Here is a 15,017-nt window from a genome sequence, read left to right as displayed (position 1 = left end):
CGATGATGGCGTCCGCGGCTCCGGGGCCGACAGTGGCACGAATGCCGTTCCCCGCTAAGATCCCGCCATGCCGTTCCCGATTCCGATGGAGCGCCGCGGTGCCCGCCGTACCGTCTCGGTGCTCGCCTTCGACGGCATGGCTCCCTTCGAGCTGGGCTGCGTCGTGGAGATCTTCGGCCTTCCACGGCCCGAGCTGGAGGTCCCCTGGTACGAGCTGACGGTGTGCGCCGAAAGCGGTGCGGACCTGCGCATCGCCGGAGGGTTCACCATGCGGGCGGCACACGGCCTCGACGTCGCGGCCGACGCGGGCACGGTGATCGTCCCGGCCGTGCCGGACGTTTCCGGCTCGGTGTCGCCGGAGGTGGTCGCGGCGCTGCGGACGGCGCACGCCCGGGGCGCCCGGATCGTGTCGATCTGTTCGGGGGCGTTCGCGCTGGCCCAGGCGGGACTGCTGGACGACCGGGAGGCCACCACCCACTGGAGGTACGCCGGGCTGCTGCAGCGGCGGTTCCCCCGGGTGCGGGTCGATCCCGGCGTGCTCTACGTGGACGGCGGGGACGTGCTGACCAGCGCGGGCAGCGCGGCCGGGCTGGACCTGCTGCTGCACCTGGTCCGCAGGGACCACGGGCCGGGCGTGGCCAACGCGGTCGCGCGCAGGCTGGTCGTCTCACCTCACCGGGAGGGCGGGCAGGCGCAGTTCATCGAGGCCGCGGTGGTCCCGGCGGAGGAGGACGACGGGGTGGCCGCCGCGATGGGCTGGGCGCTGGACCACCTGACCGGGCCGATCACCGTCGGCGCCCTGGCCCGGGCCGCCCGCATGTCGCAGCGCACCTTCGTCCGGCACTTCGGCCGCCGCACCGGCACCAGCCCGCTGCGCTGGGTGACGTCCCAGCGGATCGCGGCCAGCCTCCCGCTGCTGGAGTCCACGGCCGTGCCGGTCGAGGAGGTCGGGGCCGCGGTCGGGTTCGACAGCCCGGCGACCTTCCGCCATCACTTCACCCGGGCGATGCGGACCTCCCCGTCGGCCTACCGCAGGGCCTTCCGCGCCACCCCGTGAGCGGGAACGGTCGCCGGGGTTCACCCGGGGCTCACCGCGTGGCGAAGCGGTCGAGCGCGGCGCGGATCTCGTCACGCATGGTGTCGCTGCCGGTGTGGCCGGAGTCCTCGATGACGATCAGCTTCGCGTCCGGCCATGCCTGGGCGAGCTCCCAGGCGGTGCCGACCGGGCTGCCGAGGTCGTGGCGGCCGTGGATCAGCACGCCGGGTATCCCGGCCAGGCGGTGCGCCTCGCGCAGCAGCACACCCTCCTCCAGCCAGGCGCCGTGGGCGAAGTAGTGGGAGCAGATCCGGACGAACGCCAGCATCGCGTCGGACGGCCGGTCGCTGTAGGCGCCCCGCCTGCCGTTCGGCTCCGTGGAGATCACCGCGTCCTCCCAGGCCAGCCAGTCGGCCGCCGCTTTGGCCCGCACCTCGGCGTCGGGGTGCTCCATGAGCCGGGCGTAGGCCGCGACCAGGTCGCCGTCGCGGTCGGCCTCGGGGAGGGCGGTGCGGAACCGGTCCCAAGCCTCGGGGAAGAACCGGCCGACGCCCCGGTACAGCCAGTCGGTCTCCGAGCGCCGGGTCATGGTGACGGCGGGGATGACGATCTCCGACACTCGTTCGGGGTGGCGCTCGGCGTAGGCGAGGATGAGCGTGGACGCCCAGGAGCCGCCGAACAGCAGCCAGCGGTCGACGCCCAGGTGCTCGCGCAGCCGTTCCATGTCGGCCAGCAGGTGCTCGGTGGTGTTGACGCTCATGTCGGCGGCGGGGTCGCTCGCGTGCGGGGTGCTGCGCCCGCAGCCGCGCTGGTCGAACAGGGTGACCCGGTAGCGCTCCAGGTCGAAGGAGCGGGCGTGGCGGGGTGCGGACTCCGCCCCCGGGCCGCCGTGCACGACGAGGGCGGGCTTGCCCTCGGGGTTGCCGTACACCTCCCAGTGGACAAGGTTGCCGTCGCCGACGTCGAGCATGCCGTGGTCATGGGGTTCGAGCGGGGCGGGGGGCTGCGTCATGTCGGGTTCCCTTCGACGGTGCGCCGTACGGTGTGACGGCATGGCCGGGCAAGGCTCCCGAAAATACAACAGCGCTGTTACATAAGCGAATCGATTTACCCGCCACCGGGCCGGAACCGCTCGGCGGTCGCTCACGTCACCTGATCGACCTCATGGACACCGCGGCCGCCGTCCGGCCCGGCGGGACCTGGTCGCGCTCGCCCCGGGCGAGAACGGGCCGACGCCGCCCGGGTCAGCCGGCCGTCCAGCGGCGGGTGACCTCCTCGGCGGTCGGCGGCGGGCCGGGCGGGGGAGGAGCGGAGGTCAGGCGCAGAGCGTCCAGCATCAGGGTGAGATGGCGGCGCCGTATCTGCGCGGTCCGCTCCTCGTCGCCGAGGTGGAGGGCGGCGAGCTGGTCGAAGATCAGTGACATGTCGGAGGTGTTCAGGCCGGGCCGCACGACGCCTGCCCGGGCGGCGCGGTCGAATACCTGCTCGGCGAGCCCGCCGGCGCGGGCGGCCTCGCGCCCTAGCTCCTCGGTGGGGGTGAAGGTGCCGGCGAGGTTGATCGTCAGGGAGTGGACGTCGGCGTCCACGATGCGCCGCATGAAACCGGCGAGCGCCTCCCACGGGTCGTCCCGGTTCGACAGAGCGGTCTCGGCCTCCGCGATGTAGGTCCGCAGCCCGTCGGAGCAGAGTTTGCGCAGGAGGTCCTCCTTGCCGGCGTAGCGGCGGTAGAGCGCGCTGATGCCCACCCCCGCCCGCTCGGCCACCGCCGAGATCGGGGCGCCGGGGTCGGCGACGAACACCGCCCGCGCCGCTTCGAGGATCACCTGGTCGTTCCGGGCGGCCTGGGCCTTGCGGCCGCTCATGGGGGCCGGGGTCGTCGTCTCCACCCTTCCACTATAGTCACGGAACATAACCTTCCGTTCTATGAACGGTGGCGTGGCCTCGGATGCCGGGGCGATCCGTGGCGGTCCGTGGCGGTCCTGGAAGGACGGCCTCGGAAGGACGCCCCGGTGAGGGCGGCTTGAGGGAGCGCCCCGGCGAGGAAGGCGTGAGGAGGGCACCTCGGCAAGGAAGGTCCGGAAGGGGCGGCCTAAGAGGGACGCCTTCGTGAGGAAGGCCCGAGAGGGGCGGCTCGGGAAGGACGGTCCAGGGGAAGCGGCTCCGGAAAGCCGGAAGACCCGCCCCGGGCGGGTCTTCCGCTACGTCTCGGCGGGAACCCCGCCATCCCTCGGACGGATCAGGCCGCCGGTGTGGGGCCGCTCGTCCGCGGGAAGAGCACGACGTTGCGTCCGGCGTAGGCGCGGAGGTCGACGACCTTGGCGTCCCTGGCGGGCCCGCGGTCCTTCGCGGAACGGATATCCCTGATCTTGAGCCGTGCGACCTGAGGCGGCACGACCGCAAGTCTCCTCATTGAACAGCCCCCCGGCGTGATGATTCCGTTACGCGAGTTGTTTACAGAGAACCGCGTAAAACCACTGTAAAGGGACGTTCAATAAGGAAGCATGCGGCCCGACGGGGTCCGCAGGTCCGGCTCGGTGCCGACGGTGCGGCGGCGCCGGTCACGCGGCCTGATGGTCTTGCTGCGTCGCATGGTCCGCCCCCCTTTTCTTTACGCCTGGTGTGTCCGATATCACCCGGCATTCCCCGCCGCGAGCCGGTGTAAAAGGCCGGCTCGCACGGAAAGCCCGTGCGAGCCAACCTAGCCCCGGGAGACCCTCCGCATCAACCGCTTTGGTTGCGAAGAGAACCCGCGACCTTACGCGTGGTGACGCAGATCCGGTTCCAGGCGTTGATCGTCGAGATCGCCATCACGAGCGCGGCCAGGAGCGGCGGCTCGAAGTGCCGGGCGGCCTCCTCCCACACGTGGTCCGGCACCGCCTCCGCCCGGTCGCTGAGCCGGGTGACCTCCTCGGCCAAGGCCAGGGCCGCCCGTTCGGCGTCGGTGTAGTACGGCGTCTCCCGCCAGGCGGCCACCGAGAACAACCGCTCGTCGCTCTCGCCGGCCTGCTTCGCCTCGTGGCTGTGCATGTCCACGCAGAAGCCGCAGCCGTTGATCTGGCTGGCCCGCACCTTCACCAACTTCAGCGTGGGTCTCGGCAGGCCGCTGCCGTTGAGGTACTTCTCCAGGCCCAGCATGGCCTGGTAGCCCTCGGGGGCGACTTCGGCGATGTCCATCCGTTCCTTCATGGAATGCTCCTCAGCTTCTCCGGGTTCATCACGATGTAGATCTCGGTGATCCGGCCACCGGCCGTGTTCAGCGTGTAGACGCCGTGCGGCGCGCCCCGCCGGAACCGCAGCAGCCCCGGCCAGCCGTTGACCGCGACCGGAGCGAACCCGCGGGAGGGGCCGTACCGCCTGGTGATCCCGATCAGGAAGCGGGCCACCCGGTCGGCGCCACGGACGGGCCGCCTGGCGGCGGTGACCAGGCCGCCCCCGTCGCTGCGCAGCACCACGCCGGGGTCGAGCAGCTCCATCAGCGCGCCGATGTCGTCCCCGGAACCGGCCCGGGCGAACGCCTCGACCACCCTGCGGTGCTCGGCGGCGTCCACCTCGAACCGGGGCGCCCGCGCCGCGACGTGCCGGCGCGCCCGGGCGGCGAGCTGGCGGCAGGCGGCCGGTGAGCGCCCCACGGTCCGGCCCACCTCGTCGAACGGCATCCCGAACACGTCGTGCAGCACGAACGCGGTGCGCTCGGCCGGGCTGAGCGACTCCAGCACGACGAGCATCGCCATGCTCATCGACTCGTCCAGCGTCACCCGGTCGGCCGGGTCGCCCCCGCCCACCACCGGCTCGGGCAGCCACGGTCCGACGTACTCCTCCCGGCGCGCCCGCGCCGAGCGCAGCACGTCCAGCGCGAGCCGGGAGACCGTGACCACCAGCCAGCCCGTGACGTCCCGGATCTCCTCGCGGCCGGCGCGGCCCAATCGGAACCACGCCTCCTGGACCACGTCCTCGGCCTCGTCGAGGCTGCCGAGCAGGCCGTAGGCCACGCCCACCAGGCGGGGCCGGATCGCGGCGAACTCGGCGGCGAGATCTTCATCGGTCTTCACACATGGAGGACGGGACACCCTTCGAGTGTGTGACATCCGCCGGTCGGAGCCGCCGCCGGAGCACCCGGAAAGGCGCGGAAACCCGGAGGGGGCCGGGGAAGATGATGATTGCGCCCCCTCGCGCGGCGCGGGTTGACTTACCATGACGGAGACGTGAAAGGGCGGGGGTGAAGTGAACGTCATCGAGCCCACCCCCGTCCACGCCGCGGCCTGCGAGACCGCCTCCGAGCACTGGTGCGGGCGCGGCGCGTGCCCCGTGGCCTGTAGCGACCCGGGCTGCCCCGTCTGCCACCCCGAGCCTCCCGACTCGGTCGTCGTCTTCCGCACCCGGCCCGCGGCCACCCCCGGGACGCAGGGCGATTTCGGGATGCGGGCCGCCTCCGGGACGCATGCCTCCGCCTGACTCCGGTCCCGCGATGACGGGTCAACGTTCGACCGGCTTCGTCTGAGTCCGTCCCCGGCCGGGTAGACCCACGGCGAGGACGCCGCCGGTTTTCGGGGGGAGACATGGCTCGGTGTGAGGTCTGCGGCAACGACTACGACATGTGCTTCGAGGTGCACGCCCAGGGGGCCGTGCACGTCTTCGACAGCTTCGAGTGCGCGATCAGCGGCATGGCGCCGGTCTGCGAGCACTGCGGTGTGCGGATCGTCGGGCACGGGGTGGAGGCCGACGGGCGCTGGTACTGCTGCGCGAACTGCGCCCGGCAGGAGGGAGCCGAGGCGATCGTGGACCGGGTCGGGGTCCCGGCCCAGCAGCGCGGCCTGTAGACCGCCGTCCGGATCGGCGCGCGACGGGGCCACCGCCGGAGCCGGTTGCGGCGGGATCTCCGTCCGGATCAGCGTGGCCGCTGCGGGGTCCGCGCCCGGGTCAGCGTGTGGCCGCGGCGGGATCGCCGAACGCGTACCGCACGGGCGGCAGCACCGCCCGGGCGTCCGCGCCGCGGAACCACAGGCCGACCATGAACGCCATCGTCGCCTCCAGCAGCCCGGCGCGGTCCAGGCCGCCGGCCTCGACGGCCTCGCAGCCCAGGTCCTCGGCCAGGGACCGTACCGTCGCGAGCGCGCCGGGGTCGTCCCCGCACAGCGGGACGGCCAGCCGTTCGCCGTCGAAGACGGGCGGCGTCATCCGCCAGACGTCCTCGTGGCAGAGGTTGAACGCCTTGACGACGCGGGCGCCGGCCGCGATCTCCGCGACGCGCCGGGCCATCGAGGGGCCGCCCTCGGTGGCGAGGACGAACCTCCCGGGGACCACGGAGTTGGTGCAGTCGATCAGCACGCGCCCGCGCAACGCCCCGTCCGCCGAGCCGGCCGCCGCCAGGACGTCGGGCACCGCCTCCGCGTGTACGGCCAGCAGCACCGCCTCCCCGAACCCGGCCGCCTCGGCCCAGGCGCCCGCTCGGGCCGCCGGTCCCAGACGCTCCGCCAGGGCCGCGGCCTTCGCCGCGTCCCGGCCGCTCACCATGAGCTCGTGGCCCGCGCGGGCCCACTGCGTGCCGAGGGCGTCGGCCATGTTGCCCGCCCCGAGGATGCCGATGCGCATCCGTCCTCCCCATGTCGTCATGCCGTCGTGGCCGGTGTCCGTGGACCGGGTGACGACCCGGCACGCGTGCCGTCCGGCCCGGCTCCGCGCCGCGGACCGGGGGATGACCCGGTCCGCGTGCCGTCCGCCCCGGCTCCGCGTCGCGGGCCGTTGGGAACGACCATAGGCAAGCCGTAAGGCACCGTTCGGTGCGCGACGGCGGCGGCATAATCGGTGACGTGGACGTGTTCCTCGCCGACTGCCGTGCCCGGCTCGCCTTCGACCTGATCGGCAACACCTGGAACGCCGTCGTGCTGTGGGCGCTGCGCTCCGGCCCGCGCAGGCCGGGGGAGCTGCGCGAGGGGATCGGCGGGATCAGCCGGAAGGTGCTCACCGAGACGCTCCGCAGGCTTGAGTACAACGGCCTCGTCGGACGGCGGGCCTACCCGGAGGCGCCCCCGCGGGTCGAGTACGGCCTGACCGACCTGGGCCGCAGCCTGGTGCCGCTGATCGGGGCGTTCGGGGAATGGGCGTTCGAGCACGGCGATGACGTCCTCGCCGCCCAGGACCGGGCCGAGGCCCTCACCCCGGGGTGTCCCCGCGACCCCCGTCCCCGGCCCGGCGAGGACCTCCGCTAGCCGCGTCCGGCGGTGCGCGGGACGGCGGCCACGGCCTCCACCTCGACGGCGAACTCGGGGGCTGCCAGGGCCGCGACCACCGCCAGCGACTGGGCGGGCCAGTCGCCGTCCGGGAACCACCTGCCGAACGCCTCTCCCATCGCCGCGCGGCAGCCCGGCAGGTGCTCGGTCCCCGCGACCATCGTGAACACCTTCACCAGGTGCGCCGGCGTCGCGCCGATCGATTCGAGCAGCAGCTCGATGTTGACGTAGACCTGCCGCGCCTGTGACTCCGCGTCCGGGCCCGCGAGGGCGCCGTCCGGCAGCACGCCGAGCTGCCCGGAGATCATCACCAGCTCGTGGCCCTCGGGCACCGCCGCGAGGTGGCTGTAGCGGCCGGCCGGGGCGGCCACGACGTCGGGATTCCAGCGGCGGATCATCGAAACTCCTTGTATCCGGACACGGCGGACTGTCCGCCGCATCCTTCCACAGGCCACACCGGACGGGGCCGCTCAGTCTCCCCGGGGCTCGTCCCGCCGGGCCACCAGGACGTCGTGACTTCCGGAGGGGCCGCCGGCACCTCCGCCCGGGACGTCACGCGGATCCGCGGCGCCGCCCGGTCCGGGGGCCTTCTCCCGGGCGCCGGGCGGATCCCCGCCGACGGTGGTCCCTCCCGTCTCTCCGGCGTTCCCGCCGTCCCGCGTGTCCCCGGTGTCCCCGGTGTCCCCGGTGTCCCCGTACGGGTGCGCCCGCTGCCGGGCGGGGAACTCCGCGGTGTCCCCGCCGGGTGCCGGCCCGCGCCCCGTCCCCGCCGGCCCGGCGTCTCCCGCGTCCGCGGAACCCGCGGCTCCGGCGGTGGTTCCGGCGGTTCCGGCGCCCCGGGCGGACTCCGGCTCGCGCAGTGCCGCGATCACGTCGTCGGCCTCGGTCTCGGCGGCGAAGTCCTGGGCGGCCTCGGCCTCCCGCCGCCTCATCACCAGCAGGTGGTCGACCGACAGGCGGCCCGCGCCGACGACCGCGAGGAGGACGGAGGCGGCGCCGAGCGCGATCACCAGGCTGACGTCCCCGCCGGTCAGCGGCAGGCCGTGCTCGCCGGTGGTCACGACGAACACCGCGACGGCCTCGGCGAACAGCATCAGACCGCAGGCGGGAACCGCCAGCCCGGCCACCAGGAGCACCCCGCCGACGAGCTCGATCAGCATCGTCGCGGCGGCCCAGGCTCCGGGCGCGGGCGCCCCGAGGGACGTGAACTGGTCGTTGGTGGCGGTCAGGCCCGCCTCCAGCTTGTGCCAGCCGTTCGCGAAGAAGATCCCGCCCACTCCCAGCCGGGCGGCCAGAGCGGCGAGATCGCGGAGGGTTTGTCGCACGGTTCCTCATTCTGGGGAGATTCCGCGTTCATGCCCATAGCTGACCGCGAACGGGTTTCTCAAACGCCCGGCGTGCCGCCGGAAAAAACGCCTCTCCGGCCCGGTCCGTCCTCCTTGACCGGTCCGGCTGGCTCTCCCCGCCCGGCCTCGCGGCCCCGGGGCCGGCTCAGCCGGAGTCGTCCCGCCGGTCGCGCGGCACCAGCAGCGCCACGGCGGCGGCGGTGCCGGCCAGCAGGAGCAGGCTCACCAGGACCGTGGTGTGCAGGCCGGAGACGAAGGCGGCGCGGGCGGCGTTCAGCAGCGCCGTACCGGTGCCGCCGCCGACCTCCCGCGCCACGTGCGCGGCGGCGGCGAGCGACTGGCGGGCCTGGTCCATCAGCGCGGGCGGGACGCCCGGGACCCGGGCCAGCGAAGGCGCGTAGACGAGGGTGGTGACCGTGCCGAGGATCGCCACACCCAGGCCGGCGCCCAGCTCGTAGGCCGTCTCCTCGATCGCCGCGGCGCCGCCGGCGCGATCCTCGGGGGCGGACGACATGATCGTGTCGGAGGCGGCAAGCAGGGTGACCTGGATGCCGAAGCCGATCCCGACGAAGCAGAGCGCGAGGACCAGGGGATGGGCCTCCGTACCCCAGGTGAGCGGGGGCGTCAGCGACAGGGCGGTCAGCGCGAGCCCGCCGCTCATCGTGGCGCGCAGCCCGAACCAGCGCAGCAGCCGAGCGCCGGCCAGCCCGCCGCAGACGGCGGCGACCATGAGCGGCAGCATGCGGATCGCCGCTCCGAGCGGGCTGTCGCCGAGCACGAGCTGGAGGTACTGGGCGAGCATCAGCTCCAGGCCCACCAGGGCGAAGACGGCCAGCAGCACCGCCGCCACGCCGACGGAGAAGGCCCGCCGCCGGAACAGATCGAGGTCGAGCAGGGGGAACGCCAGCCTCCGCTGCCGTCGCACGAACCAGACCAGCAGCCCGGCCCCGCAGACGAACGCCGCGATCCCGGCCGGATGGCCCGAGCCCGCCTCCTTCAGCCCGAAGGCCAGCGCGAGGATGCCCAGCACCGACAGCAGCGCGCTGGGCGCGTCCCACGGCTTCGGGTCACGCGGACGGCACTCGGGCAGCAGCCTGGCGGCGGTGGGCAGCAGCACCAGCAGGATCGGCACGTTGATCAGGAAGACGGCGCCCCACCAGAAGTGCTCGACGAGCAGACCGCCGATGACCGGCCCCACCGCGGCCCCGGCCGCCGCGACCGCGCTCCACACGCCCAGTGCGAGCGCGCGCTCCCGGCGGTCGGTGAAGACCTGCCGGATGATGGACAGCGTGGCCGGCATGATCATGGCTCCGCCGACGCCCAGGAGCACCCGCGCGGAGATGAGGGTGAGCGGGGTCGGCGCGAAGGCCGCCGCGGCCGAGGCGACGCCGAAGACGAGGTAACCGGCGAGCACCAGGCGCTTGCGTCCGTGGCGGTCGCCGAGCGTGCCGAAGGTCAGCAGCAGCGGCGCGACCACCAGCGAGTAGGCGTCGATGATCCACAGCAGTTCCACCGAGCTCGGCTCCAGCGCGGAGGTCAGCGCCGGGACCGCGATGTGCAGGACGGTGGCGTCCACCGCGATGAGCAGCAGACTGAAACAGAGGAGGGCGAGGACCGACCAGCGGTTCGGCTCGCCCGTCCGCCGACCCCCCTCGCGCCGCGAGGGCGCCACCGCGACCCTCATGGCGCTCATCGGCGGCGGGGGGTCTTGCCGGCCTGGACGAACATGCGACGCAGCTTAGGCGAAGTCGGGCACTGATTGAGTCGGCATCGAGGTTATCGGTTCACGGCGGTATGCCCGTGGCGGCCGCGCGCACCGGCGTGAGGCGGACCGGCGCGCGCCACCTCTCTAGAGAGATACAGGCATGTGGCCGCCGTCTAGGCAAACGCCGCCTCCGCACAGATCATGGCCATCGTGGCCGATGAGCGCGGAACCCGCGGCGAGCCCGGCGAGACACGCGACACCCACCGGACCCCCGGGGGTCGCGGCCGGTGAGAACGAGATCCGCGGAGAACGGAACCCCACCGCCGGCGGATCCCGGTGACCCGCGCGAGTGGTGCGCCCTGGCCGCGTGGCACCTGGCCGAGGACCGGCCCGAGGCCGCGCTGGAGGCCGCCCGCCGGGCGGTGGAGCGCGACCCGGGCGCCGAGTACGCGGCAGGGTGGGGCTACCGCCTGGCCAGCCTCGCGTTCGAGCGGCTCGGCCGCTCCGCCGAGGCCGTCGCCGCCGCGGAGGAGGCCGTACGGCTGGCTCCGGGGTCCTGGACGGCGCGGCTGCGCCTGGGGGCGGCCCTGCGGCACGTGCCCGGCCGCTGGCGGGAGTCGAGGGCGCAGGCGGCGCGGGCCGTGCGCTACGCGCCGCAGGAGCCCGACCCCCACGTCCTCGCCGGCGACCTCGCTCTGCTGCGCGGCGAGCACCGCGCGGCCGGGGACTCCTACCGGGAGGCGCTGCGCCGGCTGGACGGGCACCCCGGGGCGAGGGTCGGCCTGGGCCTGGCCCTGCTTCGCTGGGAGAGCCCCCGGGACCACCACGACCCGGCGTGGCCGGTGGATCCGCGCGAGACCGGGCGGGCGAGGCGGGCCCTGGAGTCGTGGGCCCGGCAGACCCGCCTGCTGCTGGCCGCGGCGCTCGTCACGGCGGCCGTCGCGGCCTTCGGAGCCGGCCTGGTGACCTGGGCGGAGATCGGCTGCGGCGCGGTGCTCGCGGCCGTCGTGGCGATCACCCTCCGCCAGGCCCGCCGGGTCAGGCTCTGGTCCTATGTCCCCGGCATGCTCGCCAGGGACGTGTGGCTCGCGGTGTCCGTGTCGGTGACCCCGGTCGCGCTCGCCGCCTACGTCGCGGCGGTCGCCACCCTGCCGCGGGCGGTCTCCCGGTCCGCGGCGGGGGATTTCGACGGCGCGTGGGCCGTCCTGGCCGGGACGGTCCTGCTCAACGGCGTCGCCGTGTTCGTGCTGCGCGTCCTGGCCGAGGCGTGGCGGGGACGGCCGGTCGCCGCTCTGGCCCAGTTCGCCGCCGCCGGCGGGGACCGTACGGCCCGGCGCGCCGCCGACGTGACCCTGTGGCTGGTGGCGGGCCGCGCGTGGTCGGCGCTCGCCGTCGTCGCGGCGGCCGCCCGGGCCACCGGGTACGGGCGCGACCGGGCGGGCGACCTGGCCTGGTGGTGCGCCGTGACGGCCCTGGCGGTGTTCGCGGCGGTGTTCGCCGTCCGGTCGGCGCGGGCGTGGTGGCAGGGGTCGCCGGGCCCCTGGCGGGCGTCCCTGATCATGCACGACGGCCGTGGCGGCCGGCTGCCGGGTGACGCCGGGCCCCCGGTCGGCCTCAGCGGTGACGTGCGCCGTGCCTTCGTCCACGCCCGGGAGGTGGTGCTCGCCTGCGCCGCCTCCGGCGGGCCCCGCGCGCTCGCGGTCGGCGCGGTCGGCGCGATCGGACCGGGCGGCGAGTTGCGCCTGGTCGCCGGGGAGGACGCCTGGGAGGCGGCCGAGCGCGATCCCCGGGTGGCGGTTTTCGCCGCCGACCCCGTCGAACGCGGGTTCTGGGTCGAGGTGCGCGGTGTCGCGGTCGGCGACCCCGAGGCCGGCGTGCTGCGCGTCACCCCCGAGCACGTCACGGTCGGCGAGTTCCCCGGACGCCACCGGGGCCGGGCTCGCGCCGGCTGAACATCGAGTCCGTACGGGCTGGACACCGGGCCCGTGCCGGCTGGACATCGGGTCCGCGTCGACCGGACATCGGGTCCGCGCCGGATACCGGGCCCGCGTCGGCCGGACACCGGGCCCGCACACGCGGGCTTGCCGGACGGTGAGATTTCCCTGCCGGTTTGCCGTGACGCGTGGCGGGCAGGAGGCCGCCGCCCGGATCGTGGGGTTCATCCGGTCCTACCGCTTCGCCCGATCATGACCGAACGGCGGCGTGGCGCGACGCCCAGGCACGCGCGAACGTCTGTCCGGTGCGGTATAACCGGGTGGCAAACCGGGGAGGCGTGATGCGGGAACCCGACATGGCCCGGCCGGCGGGACGCGCGGCGGCACGTGACGCGTTCGAGCAGGTGCGGATGCGATACTTCCGCCTCCCCCCTCCGGTGCGGCGGCTGATCCACGTCGCGGTCCTGGTCGCCGCGGCGGGGCTGGCGCTCGGCATGGGCTGGCCCCTCCTCACCGCGCTGCCCGTCACGATCGCCCTGCTCGGCTTCGTGTCACTGGCCCTGCGCTACCCCCGCGCCGCCGCCACCGTGGCGGTCGTGGCCGCCTGGATGCTGCCGGCGCTCCCGATCTTCGGGTTCGTCTTCGGCCCCTCCCTCGCCCCGACCGGGATGATGCTGCTGGCCCTGCCCGTGGCCGGTCTGGCGCACGTCATCCGCTGGGTCCCCCCGTGGATGACCACGCTCATGGCCCTGGCCGCGGCCGGGGTGGTGGCCGTCGCCGCCGGACTGACCGTGCCGGGCGTCGCCGTGTGGGCCGCCTACGGCGCGGCCGCCGCGGTGCTGGTGTACCGCTTCGTCCAGGCGCGCCGGGCCAAGGCCGCGCTGGACGCCGCCGAGGGGCACGCGCGGCCGGAACGGGCCGGCCGGGCCGAGCGGCTCCGCGGCAGGGAGGGGGGCCCGCCGGCCGCCGCGTCCGCCGGCCGTACCGCGCCGCCGCCGATCTCGGTGGAGGAGGCGCTCGGCGAGCTGGACGCCATGATCGGCCTCGCCCCGGTGAAGGAGCAGGTGCGGTCCATCGCCGCCTCGATCGAGGCGGCCCGGCTGCGCAGGGAGGCCGGATACACGACCGAGCCGCCGATGCGCCACTTCGTGTTCGCCGGTCCGCCGGGCACCGGCAAGACCAGCGTCGCCCGGACCGTCGCGAAGATCTTCTACGCCTTCGGCCTGCTGGAGACCCCGTACGTGGTGGAGGCCCAGCGGGCCGACCTGGTGGGGGAGTTCCTCGGCGCCACCGCGATCAAGACGAACGAGCTGGTCGACCGGGCGCTCGGCGGGGTGCTGTTCATCGACGAGGCCTACGGTCTGATCAACTCCGGTGACGGCCAGCCCGACCGGTTCGGCGCGGAGGCCGTGCAGACGCTGCTCAAACGGGCCGAGGACGACCGCGACCGGCTGATCATCATCCTGGCCGGCTACGAGAAGGAGATGGCCTCCTTCCTGTCGTCCAACCCCGGGCTGTCCAGCCGGTTCGCGAGCCGGATCCACTTCCCCGGCTACGCGCCCGAGGAACTGCTGCGGATCACCGAGCTGCTGCAGCGGGGACGCGGCGACCGGACGGCCCCGGACGCCGCGCCCGCGCTGCTCGCCCGGTTCGAGGACGTCCACCGGCGCGGGCTGGTCGACGAGCTGGGCAACGCCCGGTTCGCCCGCAGCCTCGTCGAGGCCGCCGCCCAGGCCCGCGACGTGCGCGTGGTGGGCGCGGGAGGCGCGCCGACCACCGAGGACCTCGTCACCGTCACCTCCGCCGACGTCGCCAAGGCGTTCGACGAGCTGACCGCCCGCTACCGCGGCTACCAGGCGGCCCCCAGCCTGGAGGAGGCGCTCGCCGACCTGGACCGGATGGCCGGCCTGGAGCCGGTCAAGCAGCAGGTGCACGCGATCACCGCGCAGCTCAGGGTGGCGAGGATGCGCCAGGAGCGCGGCCTGCCGACCCCGCCGCAGATGAGGCACTTCGTCTTCACCGGCCCGCCCGGCACGGGCAAGACCACGGTGGCCCGCATCGTCGGCCGCATCTTCGCCGCGCTGGGCCTGCTCGCCCAGCCCGACGTGGTGGAGGCCCAGCGGGCCGACCTGGTGGGACAGCACCTCGGCGCCACCGCGATCAAGACGAACGAGCTGGTCGACCGGGCGCTCGGCGGGGTGCTGTTCATCGACGAGGCGTACAGCCTGGTCAACCCGGGCTACGCCGGGGGTGACGCCTTCGGCGCCGAGGCCGTGCAGACGCTGCTCAAGCGGGCCGAGGACGACCGCGACCGGCTGGTGGTCATCCTGGCCGGCTACGAGGACGAGATGGACCGCTTCCTGGCGACCAACCCCGGCCTGGCGAGCCGGTTCAACCAGCGGGTGCGGTTCCCCTCCTACGCGCCGGGCGAGCTCGCCGAGATCGCCGAGCTGCTCGCCCTCCGGGCCGGCGACCGTTTCGACGAGGCCGCCCGGCGGGACCTGTCGGAGGTCTTCACCTGGGTCTGCGACAACGGCCTGATCGACGGCCTGGGCAACGGCCGGTTCGCCCGCTCGCTGTTCGAGCGCGCCGCGATGTGCCGGGACGTCCGGCTGGCCGCCCTCGACGGCACCGCCAGCGCCGAGGAGCTGACCACCATCACCGGCGCGGACCTGCGGGCCGCCGTCGACGAGCTCGCCGGCCGCTGACCCGCGCGCCGTCTCCCGGCGCTCCCGGTTCGGAAAGGCCCGTTCTGCGAGAGCCGGGAGC

General features: G+C 74.5%; 15 protein-coding genes. 6 read left to right on the top strand and 9 right to left on the bottom strand.

From position 1 onward, the window contains the following. Positions 1-67: 67 nt before the first annotated feature. Positions 68-1,057, top strand: coding sequence for a helix-turn-helix domain-containing protein (locus AB0D67_RS28930; protein ID WP_362942719.1), 990 nt, complete (start codon positions 68-70; stop codon positions 1,055-1,057). A gap of 31 nt (positions 1,058-1,088) precedes the next feature. On the opposite strand, the gene pip is transcribed toward AB0D67_RS28930, so the two are convergent. The 5 genes from pip to sigJ form a co-directional block, all read right to left on the bottom strand. Then, entirely contained in the window at positions 1,089-2,048 is a 960-nt protein-coding gene (gene pip, locus AB0D67_RS28925) for a prolyl aminopeptidase (protein WP_362942716.1), read from the bottom strand. A 232-nt stretch (positions 2,049-2,280) separates the two neighbouring features. Continuing rightward, a complete protein-coding gene (locus AB0D67_RS28920; RefSeq protein ID WP_362942713.1) occupies positions 2,281-2,922 on the bottom strand; it encodes a TetR/AcrR family transcriptional regulator in 642 nt (213 codons plus the stop codon). A 350-nt stretch (positions 2,923-3,272) separates the two neighbouring features. Next, positions 3,273-3,446, bottom strand: coding sequence for a hypothetical protein (locus AB0D67_RS28915; RefSeq protein ID WP_362942710.1), 174 nt, complete (start codon positions 3,444-3,446; stop codon positions 3,273-3,275). Positions 3,447-3,757: 311 nt separating this feature from the next. Then, positions 3,758-4,222, bottom strand: a complete 465-nt coding sequence (locus AB0D67_RS28910; protein WP_362942707.1) for a carboxymuconolactone decarboxylase family protein — start codon at positions 4,220-4,222, stop codon at positions 3,758-3,760. Then, the gene (sigJ, locus tag AB0D67_RS28905) at positions 4,219-5,085 is read right to left on the bottom strand and encodes an RNA polymerase sigma factor SigJ (protein WP_362942704.1); all 867 of its coding nucleotides are present in this window, start codon (positions 5,083-5,085) and stop codon (positions 4,219-4,221) included. The genes AB0D67_RS28910 and sigJ overlap by 4 nt, the downstream gene beginning before the upstream one ends. Positions 5,086-5,257: 172 nt before the next feature. Here sigJ and AB0D67_RS28900 point away from each other — a divergent pair, with 172 nt between their 5' ends. Both AB0D67_RS28900 and AB0D67_RS28895 read left to right on the top strand, forming a co-directional pair. After that, on the top strand, positions 5,258-5,488 hold the full coding sequence (locus AB0D67_RS28900) for a hypothetical protein (RefSeq protein ID WP_362942701.1): 231 nt from the start codon (positions 5,258-5,260) through the stop codon (positions 5,486-5,488). Positions 5,489-5,592: 104 nt separating this feature from the next. Beyond that, positions 5,593-5,853 carry a hypothetical protein gene (locus AB0D67_RS28895; protein WP_362942698.1) on the top strand — a complete coding sequence of 87 codons (261 nt, stop codon included), beginning with the start codon at positions 5,593-5,595 and terminating at the stop codon, positions 5,851-5,853. 100 nt (positions 5,854-5,953) lie between these two features. On the opposite strand, the gene AB0D67_RS28890 is transcribed toward AB0D67_RS28895, so the two are convergent. Beyond that, positions 5,954-6,625, bottom strand: coding sequence for an NAD(P)-binding domain-containing protein (locus AB0D67_RS28890; protein WP_362942695.1), 672 nt, complete (start codon positions 6,623-6,625; stop codon positions 5,954-5,956). A gap of 218 nt (positions 6,626-6,843) precedes the next feature. On the opposite strand from AB0D67_RS28890, the gene AB0D67_RS28885 reads away from it, so the two are divergent. Next, on the top strand, positions 6,844-7,242 hold the full coding sequence (locus AB0D67_RS28885) for a helix-turn-helix domain-containing protein (RefSeq protein WP_362942692.1): 399 nt from the start codon (positions 6,844-6,846) through the stop codon (positions 7,240-7,242). On the opposite strand, the gene AB0D67_RS28880 is transcribed toward AB0D67_RS28885, so the two are convergent. The 3 genes from AB0D67_RS28880 to AB0D67_RS28870 all read right to left on the bottom strand — a co-directional run bounded on the left by AB0D67_RS28880 (position 7,239) and on the right by AB0D67_RS28870 (position 10,293). Then, positions 7,239-7,661 (bottom strand): RidA family protein, encoded by a 423-nt coding sequence (locus tag AB0D67_RS28880; protein ID WP_362942689.1) that lies wholly within the window; start codon positions 7,659-7,661, stop codon positions 7,239-7,241. The genes AB0D67_RS28885 and AB0D67_RS28880 overlap by 4 nt on opposite strands. Before the next feature lie 72 nt (positions 7,662-7,733). Beyond that, positions 7,734-8,588: a DoxX family protein gene (locus AB0D67_RS28875; protein ID WP_362942686.1), complete on the bottom strand. Its 855-nt coding sequence runs from the start codon at positions 8,586-8,588 to the stop codon at positions 7,734-7,736. A gap of 166 nt (positions 8,589-8,754) precedes the next feature. After that, positions 8,755-10,293: an MFS transporter gene (locus tag AB0D67_RS28870; RefSeq protein WP_362942683.1), complete on the bottom strand. Its 1,539-nt coding sequence runs from the start codon at positions 10,291-10,293 to the stop codon at positions 8,755-8,757. A 308-nt stretch (positions 10,294-10,601) separates the two neighbouring features. Here AB0D67_RS28870 and AB0D67_RS28865 point away from each other — a divergent pair, with 308 nt between their 5' ends. Further along, positions 10,602-12,266, top strand: coding sequence for a hypothetical protein (locus AB0D67_RS28865; protein ID WP_362942680.1), 1,665 nt, complete (start codon positions 10,602-10,604; stop codon positions 12,264-12,266). A 323-nt stretch (positions 12,267-12,589) separates the two neighbouring features. Further along, on the top strand, positions 12,590-14,956 hold the full coding sequence (locus AB0D67_RS28860) for an AAA family ATPase (protein ID WP_362942677.1): 2,367 nt from the start codon (positions 12,590-12,592) through the stop codon (positions 14,954-14,956). Positions 14,957-15,017 lie beyond the last annotated feature (61 nt).

This window comes from Streptosporangium sp. NPDC048047, from assembly GCF_040653115.1.
GTDB lineage: Bacteria > Actinomycetota > Actinomycetes > Streptosporangiales > Streptosporangiaceae > Streptosporangium.
Note: the sequence above shows the minus strand (reverse complement) of the source record. Positions and strands in the feature narration are given on the sequence as shown.